General features: G+C 69.7%; 22 protein-coding genes. 8 read left to right on the forward strand and 14 right to left on the reverse strand.

Annotated features, from left to right (window positions below):
* Positions 1 to 66 precede the first annotated feature (66 nt).
* A complete protein-coding gene (locus tag MPE_RS11500) occupies positions 67 to 966 on the forward strand; it encodes a LysR family transcriptional regulator (protein ID WP_011829872.1) in 900 nt (299 codons plus the stop codon).
* A 19-nt stretch (positions 967 to 985) separates the two neighbouring features.
* Here MPE_RS11500 and MPE_RS11505 read toward each other — a convergent pair whose 3' ends face one another.
* The 14 genes from MPE_RS11505 to MPE_RS11570 form a co-directional block, all read right to left on the reverse strand.
* Complete coding sequence (locus tag MPE_RS11505) at positions 986 to 2044, reverse strand: NADH:ubiquinone reductase (Na(+)-transporting) subunit F (RefSeq protein WP_011829873.1); 1059 nt, start codon at positions 2042 to 2044, stop codon at positions 986 to 988.
* A 13-nt stretch (positions 2045 to 2057) separates the two neighbouring features.
* The gene (locus tag MPE_RS11510; protein ID WP_011829874.1) at positions 2058 to 2420 is read right to left on the reverse strand and encodes a phenol hydroxylase subunit P4; all 363 of its coding nucleotides are present in this window, start codon (positions 2418 to 2420) and stop codon (positions 2058 to 2060) included.
* Between the two features lie 10 nt (positions 2421 to 2430).
* Positions 2431 to 4014, reverse strand: coding sequence for an aromatic/alkene/methane monooxygenase hydroxylase/oxygenase subunit alpha (locus MPE_RS11515; RefSeq protein ID WP_011829875.1), 1584 nt, complete (start codon positions 4012 to 4014; stop codon positions 2431 to 2433).
* A 46-nt stretch (positions 4015 to 4060) separates the two neighbouring features.
* Entirely contained in the window at positions 4061 to 4378 is a 318-nt protein-coding gene (locus MPE_RS11520; RefSeq protein WP_011829876.1) for an MmoB/DmpM family protein, read from the reverse strand.
* A gap of 33 nt (positions 4379 to 4411) precedes the next feature.
* Positions 4412 to 5410: an aromatic/alkene monooxygenase hydroxylase subunit beta gene (locus MPE_RS11525; RefSeq protein WP_011829877.1), complete on the reverse strand. Its 999-nt coding sequence runs from the start codon at positions 5408 to 5410 to the stop codon at positions 4412 to 4414.
* Between the two features lie 53 nt (positions 5411 to 5463).
* Positions 5464 to 5751, reverse strand: coding sequence for a phenol hydroxylase subunit (locus tag MPE_RS11530; protein WP_011829878.1), 288 nt, complete (start codon positions 5749 to 5751; stop codon positions 5464 to 5466).
* A gap of 260 nt (positions 5752 to 6011) precedes the next feature.
* Positions 6012 to 7664 carry a sigma-54-dependent Fis family transcriptional regulator gene (locus MPE_RS11535; RefSeq protein WP_011829879.1) on the reverse strand — a complete coding sequence of 551 codons (1653 nt, stop codon included), beginning with the start codon at positions 7662 to 7664 and terminating at the stop codon, positions 6012 to 6014.
* 100 nt (positions 7665 to 7764) lie between these two features.
* The gene (gene uvrB / locus MPE_RS11540) at positions 7765 to 9897 is read right to left on the reverse strand and encodes an excinuclease ABC subunit UvrB (protein ID WP_011829880.1); all 2133 of its coding nucleotides are present in this window, start codon (positions 9895 to 9897) and stop codon (positions 7765 to 7767) included.
* 134 nt (positions 9898 to 10031) lie between these two features.
* Positions 10032 to 11111 carry a hypothetical protein gene (locus MPE_RS11545; protein ID WP_011829881.1) on the reverse strand — a complete coding sequence of 360 codons (1080 nt, stop codon included), beginning with the start codon at positions 11109 to 11111 and terminating at the stop codon, positions 10032 to 10034.
* 8 nt (positions 11112 to 11119) lie between these two features.
* On the reverse strand, positions 11120 to 12109 hold the full coding sequence (locus MPE_RS11550; protein ID WP_011829882.1) for a hypothetical protein: 990 nt from the start codon (positions 12107 to 12109) through the stop codon (positions 11120 to 11122).
* A gap of 48 nt (positions 12110 to 12157) precedes the next feature.
* Positions 12158 to 13015 (reverse strand): hypothetical protein, encoded by an 858-nt coding sequence (locus MPE_RS11555; protein ID WP_036231166.1) that lies wholly within the window; start codon positions 13013 to 13015, stop codon positions 12158 to 12160.
* 41 nt (positions 13016 to 13056) lie between these two features.
* Positions 13057 to 13815: a hypothetical protein gene (locus MPE_RS11560; protein ID WP_036231169.1), complete on the reverse strand. Its 759-nt coding sequence runs from the start codon at positions 13813 to 13815 to the stop codon at positions 13057 to 13059.
* 127 nt (positions 13816 to 13942) lie between these two features.
* Positions 13943 to 15817, reverse strand: coding sequence for a hypothetical protein (locus MPE_RS11565; protein ID WP_158304616.1), 1875 nt, complete (start codon positions 15815 to 15817; stop codon positions 13943 to 13945).
* Between the two features lie 88 nt (positions 15818 to 15905).
* Positions 15906 to 18659, reverse strand: a complete 2754-nt coding sequence (locus tag MPE_RS11570; RefSeq protein WP_237706315.1) for a TonB-dependent receptor — start codon at positions 18657 to 18659, stop codon at positions 15906 to 15908.
* Positions 18660 to 18996: 337 nt separating this feature from the next.
* Between MPE_RS11570 and MPE_RS11575 the strand changes: the two genes are divergently transcribed.
* The 7 genes from MPE_RS11575 to MPE_RS11605 all read left to right on the forward strand — a co-directional run bounded on the left by MPE_RS11575 (position 18997) and on the right by MPE_RS11605 (position 26792).
* Positions 18997 to 20187 (forward strand): amino acid aminotransferase, encoded by a 1191-nt coding sequence (locus MPE_RS11575; protein WP_011829886.1) that lies wholly within the window; start codon positions 18997 to 18999, stop codon positions 20185 to 20187.
* Between the two features lie 196 nt (positions 20188 to 20383).
* On the forward strand, positions 20384 to 22537 hold the full coding sequence (locus MPE_RS11580) for a DUF6600 domain-containing protein (RefSeq protein WP_148210936.1): 2154 nt from the start codon (positions 20384 to 20386) through the stop codon (positions 22535 to 22537).
* Positions 22538 to 22748: 211 nt separating this feature from the next.
* Positions 22749 to 23783 carry a polyhydroxyalkanoate depolymerase gene (locus MPE_RS11585; RefSeq protein WP_011829888.1) on the forward strand — a complete coding sequence of 345 codons (1035 nt, stop codon included), beginning with the start codon at positions 22749 to 22751 and terminating at the stop codon, positions 23781 to 23783.
* Positions 23780 to 24466 carry an electron transport complex subunit RsxB gene (rsxB, locus tag MPE_RS11590; protein WP_011829889.1) on the forward strand — a complete coding sequence of 229 codons (687 nt, stop codon included), beginning with the start codon at positions 23780 to 23782 and terminating at the stop codon, positions 24464 to 24466. Before MPE_RS11585 ends, rsxB begins: the two co-directional genes overlap by 4 nt.
* Positions 24467 to 24690: 224 nt before the next feature.
* Positions 24691 to 25329 (forward strand): endonuclease III, encoded by a 639-nt coding sequence (nth, locus tag MPE_RS11595; RefSeq protein WP_011829890.1) that lies wholly within the window; start codon positions 24691 to 24693, stop codon positions 25327 to 25329.
* Between the two features lie 66 nt (positions 25330 to 25395).
* Positions 25396 to 25863 carry a hypothetical protein gene (locus MPE_RS11600; RefSeq protein WP_011829891.1) on the forward strand — a complete coding sequence of 156 codons (468 nt, stop codon included), beginning with the start codon at positions 25396 to 25398 and terminating at the stop codon, positions 25861 to 25863.
* Positions 25860 to 26792, forward strand: coding sequence for a DUF2145 domain-containing protein (locus MPE_RS11605; RefSeq protein WP_011829892.1), 933 nt, complete (start codon positions 25860 to 25862; stop codon positions 26790 to 26792). Before MPE_RS11600 ends, MPE_RS11605 begins: the two co-directional genes overlap by 4 nt.
* Positions 26793 to 26822 lie beyond the last annotated feature (30 nt).

The following is a 26822-nucleotide window of genomic DNA, read 5'->3' on the forward strand; positions in this document are numbered from 1 at the left end:
GTCCAATACTGCTTTTCGCAGAATCGATACCAATCCAGTATTGGCAAACCGACACGGAGCGCTCCGATGGAACTGAGACAGATGCGCGAATTCCTGGCGTTGGCCGAGGAACGGAACTTCCGCCGCGCCGCCGAGCGGCTGCACATGGCGCAACCGCCGCTGACCCGGCAGATCCGCACGCTGGAGGAGGAACTGGGCACGGCGCTGTTCGTGCGCACGCCCAAGGGCGTGGAGCTGACCGAGGCCGGTCAGGTGCTGCTCGACGAGGTGCCCAACCTGCTGACGCTGGCCGGCCGCGCCAAGGAGCGCACCCAGCTCGCCGGCAAGGGCATGATCGGCCGCATCGACGTGGGCATCTTCGGCTCCGGCGTGCTCGACGTGATCCCGCGGCTGCTGGCGCGCTTCCACGCCGAGCGGCCGACGGTCGAGATCGAGCTGCACCACCTGAGCAAGGCGCAGCAGATCGAGGCCCTGCGCGACCGCCGCATCACGGTGGGCTTCAACCGCCTGTTCCCGCGCGAGTCCGACCTGGTGATCGAGACCGTGCTGCGCGAGCGCCTGGTGGTCGGGCTCTACAAGGGTCATCGGCTGTGCGAACAGCGCGAGATCACGCTGCGCGACATGGACGCCGAACCGCTGATCCTCTACCCCAACTCGCCGCTGCCGGGCCTGGCCCAGCAGGTGGCCGCCGCGTTCCATCGCGAGGGCGTGCGCATGAACGTGGCGCAGTCGGTGGAGGACGTGCTGACCTGCGTGGCGCTGGTGGCCGGCGGCTTCGGGCTGTGCATAGCGACGGAATCGACGGCGAGCCTGCAGTTGCCCGGTGTGGTGTACCGGCCGCTCAACTGCCGCTACCTGAAGGACATCGAGCTCGCCTGCATCCACAGGCGCGACGATCCGTCGCCCATCCTCGCCACCTTCGTCGACGTGGTCCGGGCGTTCTCCAGGGAATGGCAGGGCCGCTGAGTTCATCGAAGCGCCACGCTCAGAGCTTCCTGAACAGCGGGCTGCGCGGCGCCGCGTTCGCCGCGTCGGCCGCGGTGAAGAACTTCTCGGTGTAGATGTCACGCTCGAACAGGCGGCCCTGCATCAGCGTGGCGATGCAGCCCTCGATCATCGGCGGCGGCCCGCACAGGTAGGCCTGGTGGCCGCGGAAGTCGCCCTCGAAGCGCGCCTTCAGCGCTTCGTGGGCATAGCCGCGCGCACCGCTCCAGCCCGTGTCCGCCGGCAGGTCCGACAGCGCCGGCACGTAGTTGAAGTTCGGGTGTTTCTGCGCCAGCTGCTCGAACAGCTCGCGGAAGTAGAGCTCGCCCTCGTTGCGCGCGCCCTGCACCAGCGTGATCGGCAACGTGCTGCCTTCGGCCAGCAGATCGAGGATCATCGACTTGGGGCTCGACAGCCCGGAGCCTCCGGCCACGAAGATCAGCGGCAGTCCGGCCGACTTGCGCACGAAGAAGCGGCCGCTCGGCGCGGTGAAGTGCAGCGTCTGCCCGACCTGCAGCGTGTCGTGCAGCCAGCCGGTGGCGCGGCCCTCGGGCACGCGCCGGATGTGCAGCTCGATCAGCGCTTCGTCCGGGCTGTTGGCGATCGAGAACGCGCGCTCGCCTTCGACGCCTGGCACCTGCAGCATCACGTACTGGCCGGCCTGGAAGGACACCGGGCGGTCGGGCTTCAGCCACAGGCCACGGATGGTGGGCGTGAGCATGCGCGCCTCCACCAGCTCGGCGCGGTAGTCCTCCAGCGGCAGGAACTGCGCGTCGGGGTCCTCGTCGATGTCGGCCTCGACGACGATGTCGGTGCTGGCCGTCGCGCAGCAGGCGAGGATCTTGCCCTCGTCGCGCTCGAAGTCCATCAGCGCGAAGCTCGACGATTCGTTGTGCTCGCACTCGCCCTCGAGCACCTGGACCTTGCAGGTGCCGCACACGCCGTGGCCGCAGGCATGCGGCAGCCAGACGCCGGCGCGCAGGCAGGCATCCAGCACGGTCTGGCCGTCGCGCACCGCGACCGCCTGGCCCAGCGGCTCGATCGTGATCTGAAAGCTCATGGGCGCCTCTCTCTCAGCTGCGCGAGCCCTGGATGCCGTGCAGCCCCGGCGTGCGGAAGCGGATCACCGACTTGTGCACCAGGCCGTTGTCCGCGAGCGACTTCTCCGGGTCGGGCTGGAAGGGCTCGCTGCCATGCGTCCAGACCGCCTTCGACCAGTCGACCTGGGCGAAGTCGGGGTGGCTGCCGTAGATGCCGGGCAGCACCTGCGACTGCAGCGCGCCGAACGGCATGGTGGCCGGCAGCGGCAGCGCCACCGGGGCGCAGAACAGCAGGTGCTCGTCCCAGCAGATGTAGAGCAGGCGGTTGCCGTGGAACTTGTCCTCGGTGTCCTCCACGGGGCCCGAGTAGCCGGGCTTCAGGGCGATGGTGGGCATGGCGGGCTCCTCAGGCGGCCTTGGGCTCGGCGGCAGGCGGCGTTAGGTCCTGGCCGGTCCAGCGTTCCCAGTTGTGGCGGTCGGGCGAGGTGTTGAAGTCGCCGCTGTCGGCGCCCGGCTTCATGTGGTAGTAGTCGAGCACCGCGGCCAAGGGGTTGAAGCCCGGCACCGTCGGGTCGGTGCCCTCGGGGAAGCAGTTGCCTTGGTAGATCTGGTGCACCGGCATCCAGGCCTGGACGTACTTCTCGGGCTCGTCCTTGAAGATGTCCATGCAGCCATCCGAGCAGCAGTGGTACTTCATGCCGTGGTACGAGGTCTCGCGCAGGCTGATGCGCGTCGGGTCCGACACCTCGGTGAATATGCACGGCACCTGGCACACCTGGCACAGCAGCGGCAGCGTGTCGTTGCGCCACATCTTCCCGTGCTCCTTCTCGTATGCGGCCAGCCACTCGAAGCGCGGGCGGTAGACGGCATCGAAGGTGTCCGGATACTTCTGGCTCAGCCAGTCCAGTTCGTCGGGCTGCGGCACCCAGGAGTTGAAGTCGGCGGCGTGGCCGTAGTTGTTGAAGGTGGCCCAGGCGATGTGCGAGAGGTGACCCTTCTCCGCCTTGGCGACCTCGTGGTACTTCGGCAGGCGGATGCCGTAGCGCGCCAGGTCCTCGAACAGCGCGCCGCCGTTCTGCTCGAAGTACATCTCCCAGGCCTCGCTCCAGCTCATCACGCGCTTGGGCAGCATGTAGTCCATCATCATCGACACCAGCGTCAGCAGCCGGTAGCCGCGCCAGAACCACTTGTCGACCCACTTCTGGATGATCGGCACGTTGTCCGGGTCCTGCTCGAGCATGAACTTCACCACCTCGAGGCCCAGCGTCATGTGGCGCGACTCGTCGCTCTGCGCCGAGAAGCCGAAGGTCACCGTGGCCATGTCGCCATTGAAGGCAGCGCCGCTCATGAAGGGCATGAACAGCAGGTTGGTCAGCACGTACTCGAACGAGAACGAGATCGCGGTCACGAACTCGAACGGCCCGGCCGTCATCGCGTCCTCGAAGTAGGACTTCGGCACCGACAGGTACCAGACGCGGTCGTGCATGTACTGCGGATCGTGCAGGCCGTCGAAGTACTTGTTGAAGTGGCTGATGGTGTGGATCTGCGTCTGCGCGTGGCGCAGCTCGTCGATCGACTGCATCTGCGCCGCCACGCGCGCGCCGACGCCGCGGAACGAACGGCCGGCCATCGCGTAGCCGCGGTGCGCGGCGTACTCCAGCGGCGACACACCGGTCAGGAACAGCTTCAGGGTGTTCAGGTAGCGCGGGTCGCTGATGTTGAACTGGCCCTGGTTCTGCTGGAACGCGTCGATGATCGCGTAGAGCTTCTTCTCCTTCTCGCCCTGGAATTTCCAGTACGCGTCCATCGTCAGGCGGAACGGGTCCTCCCACTTGTCCCAGTCGTGGATCTTGATGCCCTCGAACTTGTCGAACGGGAACACGTCGTCCATGGACTGGTAGGTGGTCTCCCACCCGAGGCCGCGCGTCATCATCGCGTAGCGTTCCTTGATGCCCAGGCGCTTGCCGGGCTTGGCGGCGGTTTGGCTCATGCGGATCTCCTGCTGCTGAGGGGGAATGTTTCGGCGGGCGGGCGGCTCAACGGCGCGCGCCCCACTGGAGGGTGAACTCTTCGTCGGTCTCGTCGATGTTTCCGGACAGCGAGATCAGGCTGAGGTGCAGTTCCTGCACGTCCCAGCGCCGGCCGAGCCGTTCCTCGACCGACTCGCGGCGGATCACGAGACGCCCGGGCGCGTCGATCTTGACCATCGCCGGGTACTCCGAAACGGTCGCCTCGGGGTTGTCGGCGACGATGGCGTCGACGATGCCGCGCGAGATGTCGTTGGTCTGCAGCGAGATGAACACGGGCTGCCGCGAAGCGCCGGCGGCGGGAGCGGTGGGGGCGTTGGAGCTCATGGGGTGTCCTCGGTGGTCGGGTCTGGGGCGCGATCAGGCTGCGAGACGCAGGCGCGCGACGCGGGCATCGAACTCGGCGCGCACGTCGGCGAGCGCCGCAGTGCCCTGCTCGCCGAGCGCCAGCGCGGCCAGCGGTCCGAGTGCGCGCAGCACCTCGTCGCGCCACATGCCCACCCACTCGGCCAGACGCGCGGCGTTGGCCGGCGACTCCTCGGCCGCCGTCTTGACGGTGGCATCGACCCAGCGTGCGCTTTCCGCATACCAGTCGTTGATGAACTCGGTGAGCATCGCCAGCGCATTGCCCGTGCGCGGGCTGACCTCATCGACGTAGTGGCGGAAGATCAGCGGGTACAGCAGGCCGTCGAACACCAGGTTCTGCGCGACGAACAGCTCGAACCAGTCCTTGGTGACGAACAGGTTCTCCATCACGCGGCGTACGCCCTGCCAGGCGGGGTCCGACAGCCAGGCGATCTTGCCGGCGTCGAGCGAGCTGCCCTGGCTGCCGTCGAGCAGCAGGCCGATGCGCGAGAGCTGCTGCGCGATGCCCAGCCGGTCCATCGCCGCGTACGAGCAGGCCTGGGTGACGGCCGTGCCGTAGCCGTAGGCACAGCAGTAGGTGTTGTTCATGTTGCTGCCCCACTCGTAATGGCGCAGCGGCACCAGCACGCGGGTCAGCGAATCGCGCGCCGCGTCGTCGAGCAGGCCGAGCAGGTTGCGCTTCTCGGCGAACTCGAACTGCTTGTCCACGCCCTCCTGCTGCTTGGCGCGCGCCATCGTGTAGACGCCGTAGTAGAAGTGGCGCGGGTCCTTGAACGTGTACCAGTCGGCCATCACGATGCTGGAGCGACGCACGTCGAACACGTGATGCTCCGCGTCCCAGAGCGGCCGGTAGTGCCAGTTGGTGGTCGGCTGCATGTCCAGCGTCGCCTCCTGGTAGCGCGACGCGGGCTTGTCCGCACCCAGACGACGCGCCACATGCGCGAAGGTCTGGCGGACCGGATGGATGTCGGTGGTCTTGATGTCGACTTGCACGGCCTTGTCTCCTGTGGTGCTCTGTCTGCTGTCTGGTTGGCGATCGATCTCGATCAGTCGGTGATGCCGGGGGCGCCGAAGCGCCACTTCATGCGCTCGAAGTCCAGCCGCGCGCCTTCTTCGGCGCTGAGGTGGGTGACCTCGTGCGTCGCGCAGAACTCGCGGAACTGCTCGAACTGCATCACCAGTTCGACCGACAGCTCCGGGTCGCCGATCGCGAACTCGAACTCCACGAAGCGCTCGTCCAGGGTGCCGGTGACGCGCACGTAGCAGGGCTGGCCGGTCATCCGGGCCGCCGAGCCCGACGACGACCGGGCAGTCTTGGGGAGCGCGAGCTTCATTTGTTCAATCCATCACTTCGGCCCTGGCGAACCGCCTGGACGGACTGATAAGGGCAACGGCCGTGCCAATTGCGCTAAGTGCTTGATTCACAAGCCCTCGAAGCCGGCGCCAGCGCGAACCCAGGGTTGCCCCGGATACGGAGCTGATCAGTTGCTGCAGCGCAGCTTGATCATTTGGTGAAGTGCCGGCGCACACGAAAAAGCCGCCCGGCCGCCGGGAGGCGACGGGGCGGCTCGAGCCACGGGCCGGCGGAGCGAGTTCAGCCGGTCGGCAGGCCTTCCTTCTTGAGCCGATAGGCCAGCTGCGGTCGGGTGATGCCGAGCAGGCGCGCGGCCTGCGACAGGTTGCCCTTGGCGCGCTGCATCGCCGCCTGCATCATGCGGCGCTCCAGCGACTCGAGGTCGATGTGGTGCTCGAAGGCCTCGTCGCACAGGCGGCCGAGGGCGTCGGGGTGGACCTCGGTCACGCGGCCCTTCGCATCCAGGCTGCCCTCGCTGGCGCGCAGCGCCGGTTCACCGAACAGGTGACAGGCCTCGATCGGGCCGTTGGCCGGCGCCAGCAGCACGGCGCGCTCGATCACATTCTCCAGCTCGCGGATGTTGCCGGGCCAGGCGTGGCTCAGCACCTGGCGCATCGCCTTGTCGGTCAGGCCGCGCAGTTTCTTGTTGTAGAGCTCACCGTATTTCTCCAGGAAGCGCTCGATCAGCGCCGGGATGTCGGTGGTGCGCTCGCGCAGCGGCGGGATGGTGATCGGGAAGATGTTGAGCCGGTAGAACAGGTCGCTGCGGAAGCGGCCGGCCTGCATCGCCTGCTGCAGGTCGACATTGGTGGCCGCAACGATGCGCACGTCGATCTTGGTGGCGTGCTCGGAGCCGAGCCGCTCCACCTCGGCGGTCTGCAGCGCGCGCAGCAGCTTCACCTGGGCCGCCAGCGGCAGGTCGCCCACCTCGTCGAGGAACAGTGTGCCGCCGCTGGCGCGCTCGAAGCGCCCGGCGCGCGCCAGCTGTGCCCCCGTGTAGGCGCCCTTCTCCACGCCGAACAGCTCGGCCTCGATCAGCTCGTGCGGGATGGCAGCGCAGTTCACCGCGATGAACGGGCCGCCGGCGCGCGGGCCGTTCTCGTGCAGCCAGCGCGCGAACATCTCCTTGCCCACGCCGGTCTCGCCCAGCAGCAGCACGGTGATCGCGCTGCCGGCCGCGCTGCGCAGCAGCTCGAAGGCGGCGCGGAAGCCCGGCGACACGCCGATCAGCTTGCGGTCGTACTGCCGCCTCGCCTGCACCGCGCGCAGCTGCTCCAGGCCGATGCTGTAGTCGATCAGCTGCTGACCGATCACCTGCGGGCGGAAGTAGCTGAGATAGGCCTCGTCGCGCCAGGCCTCGGCTGGCTGGCCGATGATGCGGCAGCGGCTGTCGCCCTGGCTGCGGCATTCCATTTCCTTGAACACCACCAGCCGGCCCATGAAGGCGCTGGTGTAGCCCGAGGCGTAGCCGATCTGCGTCCAGCAGGCCGGCTCCTCGCCGAAGCCGAAATCGGCGATGTTGGCCTCGTCCTCCCAGGAGTTGGTCCACAGGAAGTCGCCGAAGAAGTGGCCGGTGGCGAGGTCCATCTCGAGCGCCACCTTCTCCACGCTGACCGCACCTTCCAGCGCGTGCAGCTGCGGCCCGAGCAGGAAGGCCTCCTCGTTGCTCTTGCCGCTGCCGCGCTGCTTGACCGCCAGCTCGCCGTCGTGACGGCCGGAAGCGAAGCCCATGCGCACCAGCAGGCCTCGGGCGCGCTCGACGCCCAGGGAGTCGAACAGTTCCTTGCGCAGCGCGGCCAGCGCGCGCGCGTGCAGCAGCAGCATGCGCTGCTCGTCGAGCCAGATGTGCCCGGATGCCGCACTGAATCTCAGCAGCGACAGAGGATCGCCCACGACAAGTCTCCTGCAAGAGCGCGGCCGGGCCGCACGGGCGGGGCTCGAACGGCCCCGTTGACTATCCCGTGCGGATTATCGGAGACGCGGCGACCACGGGTCAGCGGGCAGACCCGCTCTTGCCTGACACGAGCGGCAGCACGTTGTCGTGACCGGCGCCGCCGAAGGCCTGCTCGCGCAGCAGCGCCAGCTGGTCGCGCACCCGTGCCGCCTTCTCGAACTCCAGGCTGCGGGCGTGCTCCAGCATCTGCTTCTCGAGCAGCTTGATGCGCTTGCCCAGGTCCTTCTCGCTCATCGACTCGATCTCGGCCGCCGCCTGCGCGGCCTTCAGGTCGTCGCCACGGCTCTTCTCGGAATACACGCCGTCGATCAGGTCCTTGACCTGCTTGTTGATGCTGCGCGGCGTGATGCCGTGCTCGGCATTGAAGGCGATCTGGCGCTCGCGCCGGCGCTCGGTCTCGCCGATGGCCCGCCGCATCGAGTCGGTGATCTTGTCGGCGTAGAGGATGGCCTTCCCGTTGAGGTTGCGCGCCGCGCGGCCGATGGTCTGGATCAGCGAGCGCTCGGAGCGCAGGAAGCCTTCCTTGTCGGCGTCGAGAATGGCCACCAGCGAGACCTCGGGGATGTCGAGGCCCTCGCGCAGCAGGTTGATGCCCACCAGCACGTCGAAGCTGCCGAGCCGCAGGTCGCGCAGGATCTCCACCCGCTCCACGGTATCCACGTCGGAGTGCAGATAGCGCACCTTCACGCCGTTGTCGGCCAGGTAGTCGGTCAGCTGCTCGGCCATGCGCTTGGTGAGCGTGGTGATCAGCACGCGCTCGTTTGCGTCGACGCGATCGCGGATCTCCTGCAGCACGTCGTCGACCTGATGAGTGGCGGGCCGCACCTCGACCACCGGGTCCACCAGCCCGGTGGGCCGCACCAGCTGTTCGACCACGTTGCCGGCGTGCTCCTGCTCGTAGGTGGCCGGCGTGGCGGAGACGAACACCACCTGGCGCATCTTCGTCTCGAACTCCTCGAACTTCAGCGGCCGGTTGTCCAGTGCGCTCGGCAGCCGGAAGCCGTACTCGACCAGCGTGGTCTTGCGCGCGCGGTCGCCATTGAACATGCCGCCGAGCTGGCCGATCAGCACGTGCGACTCGTCCAGGAACATCAGCGCGTCCTTGGGCAGGTAGTCCACCAGCGTCGACGGTGGTTCGCCCGGCGCCGAACCCGCCAGATGGCGCGAGTAGTTCTCGATGCCCTTGCAGTGGCCGATCTCCTGCAGCATCTCGAGATCGAAGCGGGTGCGCTGCTCGATGCGCTGCGCCTCCACCAGCTTGCCGTCGGCCACGAACTCGGCGAGGCGGTTGCGCAGTTCCTCCTTGATGCCTTCGATCGCCGCGAGCACCTGCTCGCGCGGCGTGACGTAATGGCTGGAGGGGTAGACCACGAAGCGCGGCACCTTCTGGCGGATCTGGCCGGTGAGCGGATCGAACAGCGACAGCGCCTCGATCTCGTCGTCGAAGAGCTCGATGCGGATCGCCAGCTCGGAGTGCTCGGCCGGGAAGATGTCCACCGTGTCGCCGCGCACGCGGAAGGTGCCGCGCGCGAAATCGGTCTCGTTGCGCTTGTACTGCATGCGGATGAGCTGCGCGATCAGGTCGCGCTGGCCCAGCTTGCCGCCGGCGCGCACGATCAGCCGCATCTGCGTGTAGTCCTCGGGCTTGCCGATGCCGTAGATGGCCGACACGGTGGCGACGATGATCACGTCGCGCCGTTCCAGCAGGCTCTTGGTGGCCGAGAGCCGCATCTGCTCGATGTGCTCGTTGATCGCGCTGTCCTTCTCGATGAACAGGTCGCGCTGCGGCACATAGGCCTCGGGCTGGTAGTAGTCGTAGTAGCTGACGAAGTACTCGACCGCGTTCTTCGGGAAGAAATCGCGGAACTCGCTGTACAGCTGAGCCGCCAGCGTCTTGTTCGGCGCGAACACGATCGCCGGCCGCCCCAGCCGCGCGATCACGTTGGCCATCGTGAAGGTCTTGCCCGAGCCGGTCACGCCCAGCAGCGTCTGGAACACCTCGCCGTCGTTGATGCCGTCCACCAGTTGCCCGATCGCGGTCGGCTGGTCGCCGGCCGGCGGGTAGGGCTGGAACAGCTGGAACGGCGAATCGGGGAACGAGACGAACTCGCCCTCGGGCAGCGCGGCCGGGGCTTCGGGGGTGACGGGCAGGACGTGGGCAGGCTCAGGCATCGTGGGCCCCGGTTCGAGCGGGGTGGTTGCGGCGGCCCGAGCGGGGCCGGGCCAATCCGCCAGCCTACAGCAAGCGGGATGCCGGGGTCACCCGCGGGTCACCAGTCGCGCCCTCCCCGATGCCGCCGCCCGGTTCACTCCTGGGATGGCATCGTCACGCCGCCATTCAAGGTCGCGGCCGGCCGGCCGGTGCCGGCCTCGTAGAGCGTGGTGCCGGAGAACGCGAAGCTCCGCTCGGCCGCCGGGTTGCCGGCATCTCCGCGAACGCTCATCGACACGCCACCGCAACGCGTGTCCCGGCACGACAGCGTGCCCAGCGTCACGCCATCGATCGTGCCGTCGGAGCCCACGGCCACCGCCAGCGCGCGGCCTTCCAGGTCACGGAAGGCAAAGCGCGTGGGGCCGTCATCGGCCACCTCGAAGCCGGCCCCCCCCAGGGCACAGAAATCGATCACGGCGCCCTGGTTGTTCACGATCGTCACGCCACGCCCGGCACACGCCAGCGCCGAGTCGTTGCGATCGGGCTGGGCACTCAGGACGGCCTTCACGCTCACCGTGGGACGGGCCTGCCCGGCCGCACTGCCAGCGGCGGCCAGGTCCGGGCTGCGCCTCGCGCCGGGCAAGGGCCGTCGCCAACGCTGGCCGGGCGGCAGGGCCTGCAGCCGGGTGTCGTCCAGGGTCAGCGCGCGTGCGCCGTTGGCATCGGGGGTGGCCAGCGATGCGCCCTGGCAGGCCACACCGTCACAGACATAGAGACGCTCGGGCGACGTGCCGATCGCCCCCTGCCTGAGGCGCACCGAAATCACCTGCCCCCCGGCGGCGTCGATCGTCATGTGCCAGTTCGACACGCCCTCGGCCTGCGTCCCGTAGCTGCGCACGCTGCCGCTCTGGCGCGTGCGCGTCGCCGACAGACAGCCGCGCTGCAGCAGGCCATCTGCGCCGGTGATGTCGACGTGCTGATGCGGGCAGGACGGCAGTGCGGCGGGCGCCGCAGATGCCGGCACGGCCACCGGGTCGGCCACGACCGGCAGCGCGAGCGGAGCCGGCTGAGGCGCTGCCGTCTCCACCCGGACCCGCTGGACGGCGTCAGCCGGTTGGCTCCAGCGCGCCCACACCAGCCAGCCGGAGAACAGCAGGGCCGACAGCATCACCGCGGCCAGCACCCAACCGCGGCCATGGAGCTCGTCGTCGAGCCAGCGTGGGAGGTAGATCATCGTCAGCGTCAGAACGGAGGCAGCACCGCGCTGCCGTTCAACAGGGCCGCGGCACCGCCGCGCAGCCCGTCGGTCACGGTGGTGCCGGAAAAACTGAACCGGCGGCCACTTTCGCTCGCCGGGTCGTCTCCCGGCTGCGTCGTGGCGCCAGAGCAGGCCAGTCCCTGGCACTCGAGGGCACCGATCTGCACGAAATCGACCGCGCCGCCGGCGTCCACCCCGACCAACAGCGTGTCGCCGGCCGCACCGCGCAGGCTGTAGAGGCGGCGCTCGTGCTCCAGGCGGACCACGCCACCGCCGCCGGAGGGGCACAGCGTGAGCACCGCGCCGCTACGCTCAACGATGGCGATGCCGGGCTCGTTGCAGGCCAGGTCGGCATCCTGCTGGTCACCGGGCGCCTTGAGGCTGGCGCTCAGGTGCATCGCCACGCCGTCCTCGGCCGTGAGCACGGCCCGGCTCACTACCAGCGTGCGCCCTCCGTGCGCGTCGCGCGGGCCGATCGAGAAGCCGGCGCATGTGTCTTCCTCGCAGCGGTAGTCGCCGCGACCGGGCGCTGACAGGCTGGCCGCCATCACCCGTCCGTCCCCGCTGTCCACGCGGAGCGTCCAGTCGGAGACGCCCTGCGGTTCGAGCACGTAGCTGCGCAGGTCGCCGCTCTGCAGCGTGCGGGTGGTCGCCACGCAGGCCCGCTGCACCTTGCCGTGCGCCGTCACGAGATCAAGTTGCTGGTAAGGGCAATTCGGAAGCGCAGGCTTTGCCGGCGCGGCCGTGCCGCCCGCGTCGATGCGAACGCCGGGCTGCATCGGCAGCCCGACCCGCACCGCCACGTCCGGACCTCGCGGCGACACAGCCACCGCCGGCACCGTCGCCGGCGAGGGCTGATCGCGCCAGAGATTGGTGCCGACGGCCACCAGCAACACCGCCAGCACCGGCAGCAGCAGGAGCAGCCACCCCAGGTGGCGTGGCCGCTCGTCGAACCAGAGGGAGTTCCTGCTCATGTCAACGTCGAGGGCCTCGCTCCCCTCACCCGCTTCCGGCTTCTGGCCTCAGGGCTTGCAGACGTAGCCGCTGGTGCTGATGCTGATGATGGGCTGCCCCTCCTCGCCGCCCTCGCGTACACGCGTCTTGAAAGTGATGTTGGCCGGCGCCGTCTCCACGCCGTTCGGGCAGGTCACGCGGTGGTAGACCCAGGCGCTGATCGGGTTGTTCTTCGAGTACGGCTCGCAACGCTCCGGATCGCTGGCGTTGACGTCGGTGCGGAACGCGACCTTGGTGTTGTCGCGCGTGATGGTCTGGTTGAGCCCGCTGTTCGTGCGCCCCACGTACTCGACGTACTTGGTCGACAGCCCGGTGTCGACGCTGGTGCCGCTCGTGCCCATGTAGTACCCGGCCTCGACGGTGGCGGTCGAAGGCACGGTACGGAAGAAGTCGTTGATCTCGAAGGTGAGGTTGGGCGGGTTGGCGACCGTGGTGTTCAGGATCGCGCGGGTGGCGAACACGTAGACCTTGCTGGCATTGCAGGTGGTGGTGCCCGAGCCGGCGCAGTAGACCCGGTCGTACAGCGTGCCCACGGTCTTGGCCGGGCTGCCGGTCTGCAGTGTGTAGGAGGTCGCGGCGACCGGCGTCGACGCATAACCCGGCATCGCGGCGCTGCCCGGCAGGCCGGTGAACTTGCCGGTGGCGAGCGACGCCGACTGCTGTTCGACCGGCAACTGGTCGCCGGTCGGCGCCACGCCGGTGTTGGTGCAGGTCGCCGGCGTCGGCGAGACGACGGTCTTCGGGTTGACGGTCTGCAGGATCGTGCCGGAGGTCGGCAGCGACACCCATTGGGCTTGGGCGGGCATGGCGACGCCGAACACGGCGGCGACCGCCGCCAGCGCGGTCAGGTGAGAACGGATATGCATGGTGGTCTCCTGTTGTGGGTTGCTCTCGGGTCCGCGACGCGTCAGTCGTCGTCGTCCTCTTCGGGCGCGCACGCTTCGCTGGTGCACACCGGCTGGTAGCCCAGCGCGTAGATGCTGTTCTGGTCGACGTCCTCGTTCTCCGAGTTCAGCAGACGCAACGCGAAGTCCTGGAGGCTGTAGCCCTCGGGAGCGCGCGTCTTGGTCAGCAGCCACGGCGAGTTCGGGCTGCTCGGGCCGCTCGCCTCGGCGGCGTTGGCGTCGATGCGGAAATCGACCCAGGCGTTGTTGCGCGGCGGCTTCGCGGTGTCGTACTCGTTCAGGCCCGCGAAGGTGCGGCCGGCGGCCTTGAGCAGCTTGGTCGCCGCCGGGCTGCCCGCGAAATAGGCGACTTCCACCGCCTTGTCGGTGCGAACCTGGCGCAGCACGTCGTTGACGTTGAAGGCGGCGCCCGTCTCGTCCCACTGGTTCGCGTTCATCTGCACGCGCACGCCGAAGATGAAGAGCTTCTTGTCGGTGCAGTGCCGCCACACCTTCTCGAGCTGGGTGCCCACGCTCACGCCATTGATGATGATCGGCGCCGAGCGCGACGCCACCAGATCGAAGCCGCTCTCGCCCGGCAGGCTGGTGACCTTGCAGGTCGTCACGCCGCTCGAACTCGTCGGGTTGCAGGTCTTCAGCACGTTGGCGCCGTTTGCGCTCAGCGTCTCGAAACCCGCGGCCTGCGCCGCGCCCGTACCGGCCAGCACCAGGCCGATGGCCATGGCCATGCCACGCCGCCGCAGCGGCAATCTCTTCTTCATGTCGGTCTCCTCTCTCCGTTGGAACGCCACACCCGCCGGCCCTTCCGGCGGATGCCACCCTCCCGCCTCGCGGGAAGCCCCTTGATCTGTCATCCGCCCTTCCCTGCAGACCGTCGCGCGCGGCGCACTAGGGCGGCGGCGCGACGAAGCTTCCGTTCAAGGTGATCGTTCTAGTGCCGGGCAGATTGGCAGACTCGATCTCGCGCAGAACCGCGCCGCTGAACGTCACTTGCCGTTCACCGGCCACATTGGGTGCCCCCACGGTGATCCCCGTGCATCCACCGGTGCAGGCGTACTGCTGCGCGTCGACAAGCGAGATCCGCGCGCCCCCTCCGCCGGCCGGCACGACGACCCCGAGCATCGGCGAAGGCAGGCCGGACCCATCAGGCGTCGAGCCGGTCACATTGAGGGTCAGTTCACCGTCGGGCGCCACGAACGTGTTCTTGACGCCGCTGACGGGATTGGGGCAGATGCGAACAGGGTCCGCGCGGAAACTGAGCTGGCCTTCGACGAGGTCCGTCGCACCCGCGCAGTCGTTCAGCGTCGGTGGCGGCTGGATGTACTCGATCGTCAGGAACGTGCCCTGCAAGGTCGCCGCGCCGAGGGCGGCCGCCGTACCGTCGGCATTCAGCGCCCGCAGTTGCACACCGGCGAGCGTCAGGCTGCGCAGGGTGAGCTCGGGCCCATAGTCGTAGTTGAGTTCCGGCTCACCGAGAACCGCGCCCGCGCATTCGGCGCCCACGCACTTGAAGAACACCGGCTGGCCGGTGCCCGGGTCGGTGAGCGGCTGCAAGGCCGTGATGCTGAGCAGGCTGCCGTCCTCGAAGTACACGGACAGGGCGCTGCCGAACGTGACGGCGGTCCGTGGCAGGCCGGCGTCGCCACCGAACATGCCGCCGATGCCGAACGGATCGCTGGCATCGACGCATTCGGCAGCAAAGCTGAAGTCCGGATATACCAGCGCATAGCGGTTGTTGTCGCAGGGCAGCACCGGGATCGCGGGGCCTGGCGCCGGCAGCGTCAGGCTGCCGTTCAAGGTCGCGGCGCCGATCCGCGCGTCGGTGAAGGTGGCCGGGCGACTGAGGTCGCCAGCCGGTGCGCCGAGCACGAGCCCGGTGCAGCCCGCCGCGCTGCAGTCGTAGGCCGCGCCTTCCGCTGTGACGTAGCGTTCGGTGAGCAGGTCGTTGCCGCGCACGCGCAGCGTCAGCGTGGCGCCGTTCGGGTCGGTGAACACGTAGGCCATCACCGTGGGGTCGGCCGTCTCCGGCAGGCCGCTCTTCGACGCCGTGCAGAAGCGGCTCGTGGAGCCGCCGAGGCTGATCGTGATCGATTCGGTGAGGCACAGGCGGGCCTGGGCCGCGATGGTCTGCGACAGGTCGGTCAGCGTGATCCCGTCGGCGGCGAGCTTCGCATTGAGCGCGACCATCGTGTCGTACATCGGATCACCGTCCTTGGCCTCGAACGCCACCTGGGTGAAGCTCGCGCTGCCGGACCGCACCGGGATGCCCAGCACGTTCTGCAGGTAGGTGGTCACCGCGGTCTGCGCCTCGGCGATCCGCGCATCGGTGATGCGCGCGATGTTGGCGGTCGAGGCAGCGCTGTAGTTGTCGAAGGCCGTCGCCGGGTCGGCACCCAGCAGCTGTGCGACCAGCAGGGTGGTGAGAGCGGTGACGTTGGCGCGGCCCGGCTCGGTGGCGACGGACACCAGGAAGCTGCCGTCGACCAGGCTGAAGCGCAGCATGTAGGGCGCGTCCAGCTCGGCCAGGCTGGTGCGGTGCTCGTCGGCCGGGCCGGCGCCGAAGCTGTCGCTGGTGCGGATGATCCCGCGGCTGCCCTTGACCGAGACGACGATGCGGCCGGTGATCGGCGAACTGCCGGGCTCGGGGATCTGTGCATCCAGGTCGAATCCCGGGCTGACGACCCCGGCCAGTTCGGCGCGCACCGCGGGCGGCTGTTCGTCGGTGTCGCCGGTGGTGCCGCCGCCGCAGGCCGACATGAGCACCGCGCACGCGCACGCGCAAGCCCGTGACGCGCCGCGACGGCCGCGAATCAGGTCGAGCACCACGTGCACGGCGCGCAAAGCGCCCGCCTCAATCCGCGCCGAGCGCATAGGACAGCCCCAGGAAGATGCCGCGCGGCGCGCCGGGACCGACGAAGGTCGACGGCTGCCACTCGGCCGAGTTGTAGTTCCAGCCGCTCGCGCCGATCGCGCCCACGGTCGACGGCGAGAACGGGTTCACGCCCAGGTTGCCCGCCGTGACGTAGCGGCGGTCGAACAGGTTGGTGACCTGGGCGACGACGGTGAAGCCCTTGGTGACGACGACGCTGGTGTCGAGGTTGAAGACCGCGAAGCCCGGCACCGTGCCCTTCTGCGTGAAGGTGCGGCCCGGTCGCGTCGGGGTCTGGATGTAGCCCCCATCGCTCTGGTCGCAGGCGCGCGTCTGCACGTTGGTCGAGCAGTAGTACTGGCCGGTCTCCTGGTCCGTGCCGCCGGGGCGGTGCAGGTTGTTCTCATTGCCACGCACGTAGGACATCGAGCGCAGCTGCATGCCCAGCCCGAGCTTCCACGACGGCGTGACGCGCCAGCCGAGGTTGAAGTTGAGGGCATGCGCCGGGATGCCCGGCATGCGGGCGCCGGGCTTCACCAGGATCTGGTGGTAGGTGCCGCGCCCGCCGTTCAGCGACGCGCCGGGCGAAGGCAGCAGCTGGTAGTCGCGGTAGCCCAGGTCGGCCTGGGTGCGCGAGTTCTGGTCGAAGTCCGCGCTGCTGTTGTGCGGGCTCGTCATGTAGAACGGCGACTCGAAGGTCGCCGACGTGTATGAGTAGCTCGCCTTCACGTCGAACGCGCCGGTGCGTCCCTGCAGGCCCAGCTCGAGGCCCTGGCGGCGCGTCTTGCCGATGGTGTCGAAGTAGCTGCGGCCCTGCCCCACGCCGACGTAGTAGATGTCGTCCTTCAGGTCGGTGCGGAAGAGGCTTGCGTTCCACTCCCAGTTCGCCGACAGCAGACCGCGCGCGCCGAGCTCGAACGAGGTGGAGCGGATCTGCGGCAGGTAGGGGTCGCCGGACAGCGTGGTCGGCAGGTTGCAGCCCGGCCCCAGCAGGCTGCGCGCGGTGGTGCCGATCACCACCGGCGGGTCGTTCGGCGTCGCGCCCGGCAGCGTCACCGGCGTGGGCGTGTCGTCGAAGGCGCAGCCGAGCTCCACCACCGACGGCGTGCGGGATCCACGGCTCACGTTGGCGAAGGTGTTGAGGCCCGGTGCCGGCAGCCAGTTGAGTCCGATCGACGGATTGAGGGAGCGGTAGCTGAACTTCTCGGCCGTCAGCGTCTGCGCGTTGTCGTAGTTGGCGGGCAGCTCGTGCAGATCGACCAGGCCTTCGACGGTGCGCGTCAGCAACTGGTTGTCGACCGTGGTGTGGTTGTAGCGCGCGGCGGTGGTGAGCGTGAGCTGCGGTGCCAGCGTCCAGGTGTCGCTGGCGTAGAGGCTCTTCGTGGTCGACGTGCCCTCGAAGTTGTTGCCCGGAATGTCCATCTGCGCGGCGATGAACGCCGGCAGCGCGGCCGGGTCCGCATAGACGCCGTGCGTGGCGTCGATCAGGCCGAGCCGCTGGAACATCGAGTAGGTCGAACGGCTGCGGTCGATCGAGGCGCCCACCATCACGCTGCGCGTCGGCAGGTTCCAGTTGAACTGCAGCGAGGCACCGTGCGTGCGCTGATCCAGTGCGGTGTCCGTCAGCAGGCCGATCGGCGTGCCGGTGATCACGCCGGGCGTGTTGTAGTAGGCGCCGTTGCGTGGCTGCACGCCCGCTGCCGGATTGTCCGGATCGAAGTAGCCGCCGCGCAGGCCGATCATGTCGTCGAAGCCTTCGTAGATGTCGCCGTTGAGGCCGCCGCGCCGGCTCTTGCGGGTGTAGAGCTGGCCGGTGATGTTGAAGCGCTCGGAGACGTCGAACTGACCACCGAGCGCAAGCTGCAGCACGCGGTTGTCGGAACGGTCGGGCGAGGTGAACACGGTCTCGGCGCGCTGCTCGTACAGCGACAGAGGGATCAGCCCATTGCCGATCAGCTCGTTGCTCGCGAACAGCGCGCTGGCGAACAGCGAGCCGCGATCCAGCCGCAGGTCGCCGCGGCCGAACAGCTGGTGCACGCGCGACGGCGAGTTGTCGCGCCAGCCGTCCTCGCGAAAGCCGGTGTAGGCCACGAAGCCGCCCAGCGTGTCGTCATTGCCACCGGCGCTCAGCTTGACCTGCCGGCGGCCCCAGGAACCGGCCAGCAGCTCACCCTCGACGCCGGGCGCGGTGAAGCCGTTCTTGCTGCGCACCGAGATCGCGCCGCCCAGGGTGTTCAGCCCGAACAGTGGGTTGCTGCCGGGGAACAGGTCGAAGCGCTCGATCGCGTTGAGCGGGATCAGGTCCCAGTTCACCACGTCGCCGAAGGGCTCGTTCACCCGCACACCGTCGAAGAACACCGACAGGCCCTGCGGCGTGCCGATCTGCGGGCTGGCCGTGAAACCGCGGTAGTTCACGTCCATCTGGAAGGGGTTGCCGGCGTAGTCGTTGACGCTAACCCCTTGCAGCTGAGTGTTCATGTAGTCGCCGATGTTCAGCGCCCGCGATTCCTTGATCTGCTCCTTGGTCGCGCTCTGGATGTTCGCGGGGATCTGGTCCTTCGTGACCGCCAGGCCCGGCATCGGCCCGACGTCGGTGGCGCGCTTGCCCGGTACCAGCACGGGGTTGAGCCGCACGGCGGCATCGGACGGGGCGGCTTCGGGCGCCGAGGCCGCGGCCGCGGGCGCCTGCTGGGCCAGCGTCGACAACGGCGAGGCCAGTGTCGCCAACGAAAGCACCGCGCGCTTCAGTGGCGTCAGGCGGTGCTTTCGGGCTCGGGATCGGACGCTCATGCGGGCGGGGGCGACAAGGGGAAAACGGCCTGCGTACAGGGCTCTGGAACGAGAGGCGTCGCATGCTAGGAGCGAGGCGCAGGCCGGCGATACGGGAGACGCTCCCGACTTGGCTCGGTGGAAATCCCGAGCGTTTTGCAGCGACTTTCGCGCGGGTTCGCGGGTCCTGTGCCAGACCGGATCATCTGCTCCAGACGGGCTCGAATAGGCAGCGCCTAAAATTGATCTAGGGCCGCACTAACCCTGTGAACGCCCCGTCCCTCCAACTTCGCTGGAACTCTCCATGTCTCTGTTTGCATCCGTCGAGCTCGCTCCGCGCGACCCGATCCTCGGCCTGAACGAGCAGTTCAACGCCGACCCGAACCCGGCCAAGGTCAACCTCGGTGTCGGCGTGTACTACGACGAGAACGGCAAGCTGCCGCTGCTGAAGTGCGTGGCCGCGGCCGAACACCAGATGCTCGAGGCGCCGAAGGCGCGCGGCTACCTGCCGATCGACGGCATCGCGGCCTATGACAAGGCGGTGCAGGGCCTGGTGTTCGGCGACGCCGCCACCGCCAGCGGTCGCATCGCCACCGTGCAGGGCCTGGGCGGCACCGGCGGCCTGAAGGTCGGGGCCGATTTCCTGAAGCGCCTGAACCCGAACGCGCAGGTGCTGATCAGCGACCCGAGCTGGGAGAACCACCGTGCGCTGTTCACCAACGCCGGCTTCACGGTCGGCACCTATCCCTATTACGACGCCGCGCAGCGCGGCATCGCGATCGACGGGTTGCTCGGCGCGCTGAACACCGCCGCCGCCGGCACGATCGTCGTGCTGCACGCCTGCTGCCACAACCCGACCGGCTACGACCTCTCCGCGGCGCAATGGGAGCAGGTGATCGCCGCGGTGAAGGCGCGCGGTCTGGTGCCCTTCCTCGACATGGCCTACCAGGGCTTCGGTCAGGGCATCGCGGAGGACGGCGCAGTGGTGCAGCAGTTCCTGGCCTCGGGCCTGGACTTCTTCGTCTCCACCAGCTTCAGCAAGAGCTTCTCGCTGTACGGCGAGCGCGTCGGTGCGCTGAGCGTGGTGTGCGCGAGCAAGGAAGAGGCCTCTCGCGTGTTGAGCCAGCTGAAGATCGTGATCCGCACCAACTACTCCAACCCGCCGACGCACGGCGCCTCGGTGGTCGCCACGGTGCTCACCACCCCGGCGCTGCGCGCGCAGTGGGAGCAAGAACTGGCCGGCATGCGCCAGCGCATCAAGGCCATGCGCGTCGCGCTGGTCGAGAAGCTGCAGGCCGCCGGCGTGAAGGGTGACCTGAGCTACATCACCACGCAGCAGGGCATGTTCAGCTACTCCGGGCTGAACGCGGCGCAGATGCAGCGCCTGCGCAGCGAGTTCGGCATCTACGGCGTCGACTCGGGCCGCATCTGCGTGGCGGCGCTGAACCAGCACAACCTCGACGCGGTGGCCAAGGCGATTGCCGCGGTGATCTGAGATGACCCCGCTCCGGTAGCGCGTTCCGGCGCGCTGCCTGTCCGAAAGCCGCGGCCTGCCGCGGTTTTTTTGTGCGCCTCGCAAGCTCGTTTGCAATTCTTTTCAAGCCGGCCGGCGCAACCGATGCACCGATCCGGGGTCTCATGCGTTAGACAGCAGACGCCGCGCCGCGGCCCGAGGTGACTACGTGATGCGCATGGACCCTACCCTGATCGCCCTCAGCCGCCGCCTGATGGCCGGCCTGTGCGCGGGCCTGCTGTTGGCCGGGCCCACGCTGGCCGAGACCGATCCGGCCGATCCCCCCGCGCGCGTGGGCAGCATCAGCGCGCTGCGCGGGCCGGTCGACAGCTCGCCCGAGGCGGGCGCGGCCTGGGATCCGGCCAAGCTCAACCAGCCCATCACCAGCGAGACCTCGCTGTGGGTGCCGCCCGGCAGCCAGGCCGAGGTGCGCATCGGCAGCAGTTCGGTGCGCCTGGACGGCAACACGCAGGCCGTGTTCTCGCAGCTCGACGACCACGGCATCGCGATCGACGTGGCCCAGGGCACCGTGCGGGCCCGGGTGCGCAGCCTGGCCACCGGCGACAGCTTCAGCTTCTCGGCCGACGGCGTGCGCGCCGAGGCTCAGGGCCCGGGCGATTACCGCGTCGGCTACGACCCCGACCGCCGCGCCTACACCGTGCGCGCGCTGTCCGGGCGGCTGCGCGTGGTGACGCCGAACAACGCCTTCAACCTGGAATCGGGCCAGGAAAGCCTGGTCGAGAACGGCGGCAGCGAGTTGCAACTGCGCGCGATGGGCCAGCGCGACGACTTCGATGCGTGGGCCGAGGCACGCGACCGCGATCAGGACCGCCTGGCCTCCGCGCGCTATGTCTCGCCCGAGACCACCGGCATCGAGGCGCTCGACGAGCACGGCTACTGGACCACCGCGCCGGACTACGGCGCCGTCTGGTACCCGCGCGGCCTGCCCTACGGCTGGGCCCCCTACCGCTACGGGCACTGGGCCTACGTGCGGCCCTGGGGCTGGACCTGGGTCGACGACGCGCCCTGGGGCTTCGCGCCCTTCCACTATGGCCGCTGGGCGTTGATCGGCGGCAGCTGGGGCTGGGTGCCCGGCCCCATCGTGCCGCGCCCGGTGTATGCGCCGGCGCTGGTGGGCTACGTCGGCGCCCATTCGGGCAATGTCAGCCTGAGCATCGGCTTCGGCAGCGGCGCGCCGGTCGGCTGGTTCCCGCTCGGCCCGCGCGAGTGGTACTACCCGCCCTACCGCTACTCGCCGCGCTACGTGCAGCAGATCAACGTCATCAACGTCGTCAACCCGCCGCCGCACGGCCCCGGGGACCGGCGCGCCACGCGGCCCACACCGGTCGAGCGGCCGTCGTACCGCTATGCGCAGCGCCCGGACGCCGTCACCATGGTCAGCGAGGACCAGTTCCGCAACGCCCGGCCGATCGGCCGCGACCGCCTCGACCTGACGCCCGGCCAGATGGCCCGGTTGCAGCCGGTCGCGGCCAGCCTCAATCCGCCGGGACGTCCGGGCGGCGCGGTACCAGGTCCGGCTGGCCGCCCTGGCGGTGCGGCGAGCGGCCTGCCGTCGGCGCTGCTGCCGGCACCGGGCCGCGCGCAGCGTCCTCAGGAGCCCCGGCGCGCGCCGGTGTACGGCACGCGAGACGACGCGCCGTCGATGACCCCTGCCCCAGGCGGCTCGGCGCAACGTCCGCCGCCGATGGGCCAGGACCGTCGCCGTGACGAGGGCGAACCGACTGCGGCGATGCCGGTCCCGGGCCGCGGTATCCCGGCGGCCGGACCTCCGAATGTGCAGCGGACCCCGGTGGTCCCGCAACCTCGGCCGGCGATCGTGCCGGGTGAACGGACCGGTTCCATGCAGGACGGACGTGACGCCGCCGACCGCCCACGTTCGGCCCAGCGAGAACCCGGCCCACCGCGCGGTGACGACCGCGACGATCGCGGCCGCCGCAGTTACGTCGACCCCGGCAGCGCCGAGCGCGGCCCGCACGGCCAGCGCATCCCACGACCCGACGCTGGGGGTGCGGCGCCCACGCAGCCCGTGCCCCGACCGCAGCTCTCGCTGCCACAGGCCACGCCCTCTCCCCAGGCGATCCCGCGGCCGGTGCCGGTGCCCGCACCGCAGGCCCTTCCCCGTCCGCAGGTGGTGGTGCCCAATCCCCCGCCGCAACCGATGCCCCAGGCCCGCGAACCACGCCAGCCCCTCCAGCAACAGCAGCAACGCGGGCGCGAATCGGTGAACGAACAGCGCGGCGCCGGGGGCGGTGAGCGCCGCGGCGGCGGCGGCGAGGGGGGGCAGCGGGGCTGGAGCCAACGCGAGCGCTAGGCATCGGCTGCCCCTGCACCCGAAACGACCGCAAAACTGTCACGCTTTGGTGCAGTTCGGCCCCACCGAGCTGCGGGTTGGCCTCCATGCACCGGTCGGGCGCTTTCCTCCTACACTGCTGCAGCGCACCAACGGTGCACGTTTGCGGCCTGCCGAACGGCGACCGCTCGGTGGCATCCGCGGGCCGAACGATCCGCCTCCGGGGAATTCCATGCTCTATCAGCTCTACGAGACCCAGCGCGCGCTGCTCAGCCCGTTCTCAGAGTTCGCCAGCGCCTCGTCCAAGCTCTACAGCCACCCGCTCTCCCCCTTCGCACAGGGCCCCGGGGCCCAGCGGCTGTCGGCCGGTTTCGACCTGATCCACCGGCTGACCAAGGAATACGAGAAGCCGCAGTTCGGCATCACCAGCATCCAGGTCGACGGCATCGACGTGGTGGTGCAGGAGAACGTGGCGATCGAGAAGCCCTTCTGCAAGCTGCTGCGCTTCAAGCGCTACACCGACGACGCCCGACTGCTGACCCGGATGCGCGACCAGCCGAGCGTGCTGGTCGTGGCGCCGCTGTCGGGCCACCACTCCACGCTGCTGCGCGACACCGTGCGCACGCTGCTCAAGGACCACAAGGTCTACATCACCGACTGGATCGACGCCCGCAAGTCGCCGACCGCGGTGAACAACCTGGCGATGAACAAGAGCATCGAGTGGTTCGAGCACAACGTGATCTACCGCGTGCCGCCCAACTACCCGGGCGCGGGCCGGCTGGTCTACCCGGGCTTCCTGCAGCACAGCGGCTTCGTCGCGATGAACCCGGACCGCCACATGACGGCCCACTACGACTACTTCCTCGACCTGGTGCGAGGCGACGACGACAGCGCCGACGCCCACCGCGAGTTCTACGACGAGTACAACGCCGTGCTCGACATGCCGGCCGACTACTACCTCGAGACCATCAAGACCGTGTTCCAGGACTTCGCGCTGGTGAACGGCACCTGGCGCGTCGCGGGCGAGCCGGTGCGCCCGCAGGACATCAAGACCACCGCGCTGCTGACGGTGGAAGGCGAGCTCGACGACATCTCGGGCGCCGGCCAGACCGCCGCGGCGGTGGACCTGTGCGCCGGCATCCCCAAGGCGCGCAAGCGCCACTACGAGCTCAAGGGCGCCGGCCACTACGGCATCTTCGCCGGCCGTCGCTGGCGCGACTTCGCCTACCCCGAGATCCGCGACTTCATCGCGAAGCACCACAAGTGAACGCGCTCCAGCGCCCCGCCGACGCGCCGGACGCGCGGCAGGCAGCGCTGGCCGACGCGATCGACGCCGCGCTGCCGCAGACGCAGTGCACCCGCTGCGGCGAACCCGACTGCCGGCGCTATGCCGAGGCCGTGGCCGCCGGTCGCGCCGACATCAACCAGTGCCCGCCGGGCGGTGCGGAAGGCATCGTCCGGCTCGCGGCGCTGACCGGCCGCGCGGCGCTGCCGCTGAACCCTGCCAACGGCAGCGAGGGCCCTCGCCGGCTCGCCGTGATCGACGAGACCTGGTGCATCGGCTGCACGCTGTGCATCAAGGCCTGCCCGGTGGACTGCATCGTCGGCGCGGCCAAGCAGATGCACACCGTCGTCGAATCGCAGTGCACCGGCTGCGAGCTGTGCATCCCCGTGTGCCCGGTCGACTGCATCTCGCTGGAGGACGCCACGCAGACCACCGGCTGGGCCGCCTGGTCACCGGCCGAGGCCGACGCGGCGCGCGCCCGCTACACCGCGACCACCCGGCGCCGCGAGCGGGGACGGCGCGAGCACGACGAGCGGCTCGCCGCGAAGGCCGCGCACAAGCTGGCCCACCTGGACACCGAGACGAAGCCCGGCAACGCCGACGAGACCGCCCGCAAGCGCGCCGTCATCGAAGCCGCGATGGCGCGCGCACGCGCGCGGCGTTGATGTGAGCCCCCGGCCGCGGCGTACCGCGGCCACCCCCCGCGGGAGTCTCGGCCGGCTTGGGGCGGCCCGGCGCTCGGCCGATGAATACAGGTGAGCCCCCGGCCGCAGCGTACCGCGGCCACCCCCCGCGGGGGTCTCGGCCGGCTTGGGGCAGCCCGGCGCTCGGCCGATGCATACAGGTGAGCCCCCGGCCGCCGCCCCCGGCCCTGCCAGAATGCGCGGCCATGAAGCCTGCCGATGTCGAGACCTTCTTCGCCACCCTGAAGGCGGCCAATCCGCAGCCGGCGAGCGAACTGGTCTACAGCTCGGTGTTCGAGCTGCTGGCCGCCGTGCTGCTGTCGGCACAGGCCACCGACGTGAGCGTGAACAAGGCGACTCGGCGGCTGTTCGCGGTGGCGCCGTCGCCGCAGCGGATGCTGGCGCTCGGCCTCGACGGCGTCATCGAGCACATCAAGACCATCGGCCTGTTCCGCAGCAAGGCGAAGCATCTGCTCGAGACCTGCCGCCTGCTGATCGAGCGGCACGGCGGCCGGGTGCCGCGCTCGCGCGAGGCGCTGGAGGCCCTGCCCGGCGTCGGCCGCAAGACCGCCAACGTGGTGCTGAACGTGGCCTTCGGCGAACCGACGCTGGCGGTCGACACCCACATCTTCCGGGTCGGCAACCGGACCGGCCTGGCGCCGGGCAAGACGCCGCTGGCGGTGGAGCTGAAGCTGCTGCAGCGCGTGCCCGCGGCCTACCTGGAAGACGCGCACCACTGGCTGATCCTGCACGGCCGCTACGTGTGCCAGGCGCGCAAGCCGCGCTGCTGGGACTGCGCGGTCGCGGACGTGTGCGACTTCCGGCCCAAGCCCCCCCGGCCCTGACCGGCCGCGTCTGCAGGCTATCCTCCCTCACCACAGCATCTGCCGCACTTCCAACCGGAGCCCTCGATGACCTTCACGCCGACCCTGCGCGCCTGCCTCGCCCTGCTGTGCCTGGCCGCCGCCGCGACCGCCGGCCGCGCCGAAAGCTTCGCGTCGTCGGCCTCGAGCGCCGGCTCCGCCTCGTCGGGCAGCGTGTCCGACTCGCTGCACGGTTCGAGCAACAGCTCGTCGCGCGACAAGGAGGTGGCCGAGGGCGACTACCGCATCCTCGAGGTCGCCGAGCTGCCCGAACGCCCCGGCCTGCTGCGGCTCACCCTGCAGGCGGCCCTGCCGCGCGACGACGCGCGCGCCTTCTTCCTCGACGTGCCGCGCCAGACGCTCGCGCAGCACCGCCTGGGTCGCGGCGACGTGCTCAGCGCACGCCACCGCCCCTACGGCCTGGAGTTCGCGCTCGCGCAGACACGCGAAGCCTTCTTCCTGGTGTTGCGCGACGACTGGCAACGCGAGCTGCCGCCGCACGCCGTGGCGCTTTGACGGCCGGGTGGCGCGCGCGGGCGCTGGCGGCCGGGCTATGGGCCGGTGCGGCGGCCGGCTGTGCGCTGGCGGCACCGTCAGACGCCTCGCGTTTCTGCGACCGCCCCACCTCGCTCACCGCTCGGCAGCAGGACCGGCTGCTGCGCTTCGCCGCCGTGGTGCGGCAGGAGCTCGACACCTCCGGCCGCACGGTGGCGCTGATCTCTCGGTCGGGCCTGGACCTGAGCCGCTTCGACGTGCGTTACTCGCATGCCGGCATCAGTCTGCAAGCCAGCGAGAACGGGCCCTGGTCGGTACGCCAGCTCTACTACGCCTGCGATGAGTCGCGGCCCCGGCTCTACGACCAGGGGCTCGCCGGCTTCCTGTTCGGCACCGACGATCCGGCGATCGGCCATGTGTCCATCGTGCTGCCGCCGCCGGCCGAGGCGGCAACGCTGGAACGCGCAGCGCTCGACAAGGCGCTCGCGCTGCGCCTGCTGGCGGAGCGCTACAGCGCCAACGCGCACCCCTACGGCCTGCGCTACCAGAACTGCAACCAGTGGGTGATGGAGCTGCTGGCCACGGCCTGGGGCGCGCTGGACCGTGGGCGCGACGGCAGCCCCGAGGCGCGCGCCCGCGCGCAGGCCTGGCTGGCCGAACAGGGCTACGCGCCGGCGCCGCTGCAGGTTGGCTCGCAGCTGCTGATGTTCGCCGCGCACTTCGTGCCCTGGGTGCACCTCGACGACCATCCCGCCGAGGACCGCTATGCGCTGCAGTTCCACATCAGCATGCCGGCGTCGATCGAGGCCTTCGTGCACAGGCGGCTGCCGGAGGCCGAGCGCATCGAGCTCTGTCACGACGAACGGCAGGTCGTCGTTCGCCGCGGCTGGCAGCCCATCGGAGCGGCCTGCGAGCCCGGACCGGGAGACCGGGTGGTCGCACTCGACTGAGCGACTGGCCTCGTTCCGTCCTACCATCCT

Source organism: Methylibium petroleiphilum PM1 (assembly GCF_000015725.1).
Taxonomy (GTDB): Bacteria; Pseudomonadota; Gammaproteobacteria; order Burkholderiales; family Burkholderiaceae_C; genus Methylibium; species Methylibium petroleiphilum.

Coding starts and splice junctions, on each gene's coding strand:
- MPE_RS11500 (WP_011829872.1), top strand. CDS start 67: ATGGAACTGAGACAGATGCGCGAATTCCTGGCGTTGGCCGAGGAACGG.
- MPE_RS11505 (WP_011829873.1), bottom strand. CDS start 2,044: ATGAGCTTTCAGATCACGATCGAGCCGCTGGGCCAGGCGGTCGCGGTG.
- MPE_RS11510 (WP_011829874.1), bottom strand. CDS start 2,420: ATGCCCACCATCGCCCTGAAGCCCGGCTACTCGGGCCCCGTGGAGGAC.
- MPE_RS11515 (WP_011829875.1), bottom strand. CDS start 4,014: ATGAGCCAAACCGCCGCCAAGCCCGGCAAGCGCCTGGGCATCAAGGAA.
- MPE_RS11520 (WP_011829876.1), bottom strand. CDS start 4,378: ATGAGCTCCAACGCCCCCACCGCTCCCGCCGCCGGCGCTTCGCGGCAG.
- MPE_RS11530 (WP_011829878.1), bottom strand. CDS start 5,751: ATGAAGCTCGCGCTCCCCAAGACTGCCCGGTCGTCGTCGGGCTCGGCG.
- uvrB (WP_011829880.1), bottom strand. CDS start 9,897: ATGCCTGAGCCTGCCCACGTCCTGCCCGTCACCCCCGAAGCCCCGGCC.
- MPE_RS11545 (WP_011829881.1), bottom strand. CDS start 11,111: ATGATCTACCTCCCACGCTGGCTCGACGACGAGCTCCATGGCCGCGGT.
- MPE_RS11550 (WP_011829882.1), bottom strand. CDS start 12,109: ATGAGCAGGAACTCCCTCTGGTTCGACGAGCGGCCACGCCACCTGGGG.
- MPE_RS11555 (WP_036231166.1), bottom strand. CDS start 13,015: ATGCATATCCGTTCTCACCTGACCGCGCTGGCGGCGGTCGCCGCCGTG.
- MPE_RS11560 (WP_036231169.1), bottom strand. CDS start 13,815: ATGAAGAAGAGATTGCCGCTGCGGCGGCGTGGCATGGCCATGGCCATC.
- MPE_RS11575 (WP_011829886.1), top strand. CDS start 18,997: ATGTCTCTGTTTGCATCCGTCGAGCTCGCTCCGCGCGACCCGATCCTC.
- MPE_RS11580 (WP_148210936.1), top strand. CDS start 20,384: ATGGACCCTACCCTGATCGCCCTCAGCCGCCGCCTGATGGCCGGCCTG.
- MPE_RS11585 (WP_011829888.1), top strand. CDS start 22,749: ATGCTCTATCAGCTCTACGAGACCCAGCGCGCGCTGCTCAGCCCGTTC.
- nth (WP_011829890.1), top strand. CDS start 24,691: ATGAAGCCTGCCGATGTCGAGACCTTCTTCGCCACCCTGAAGGCGGCC.
- MPE_RS11600 (WP_011829891.1), top strand. CDS start 25,396: ATGACCTTCACGCCGACCCTGCGCGCCTGCCTCGCCCTGCTGTGCCTG.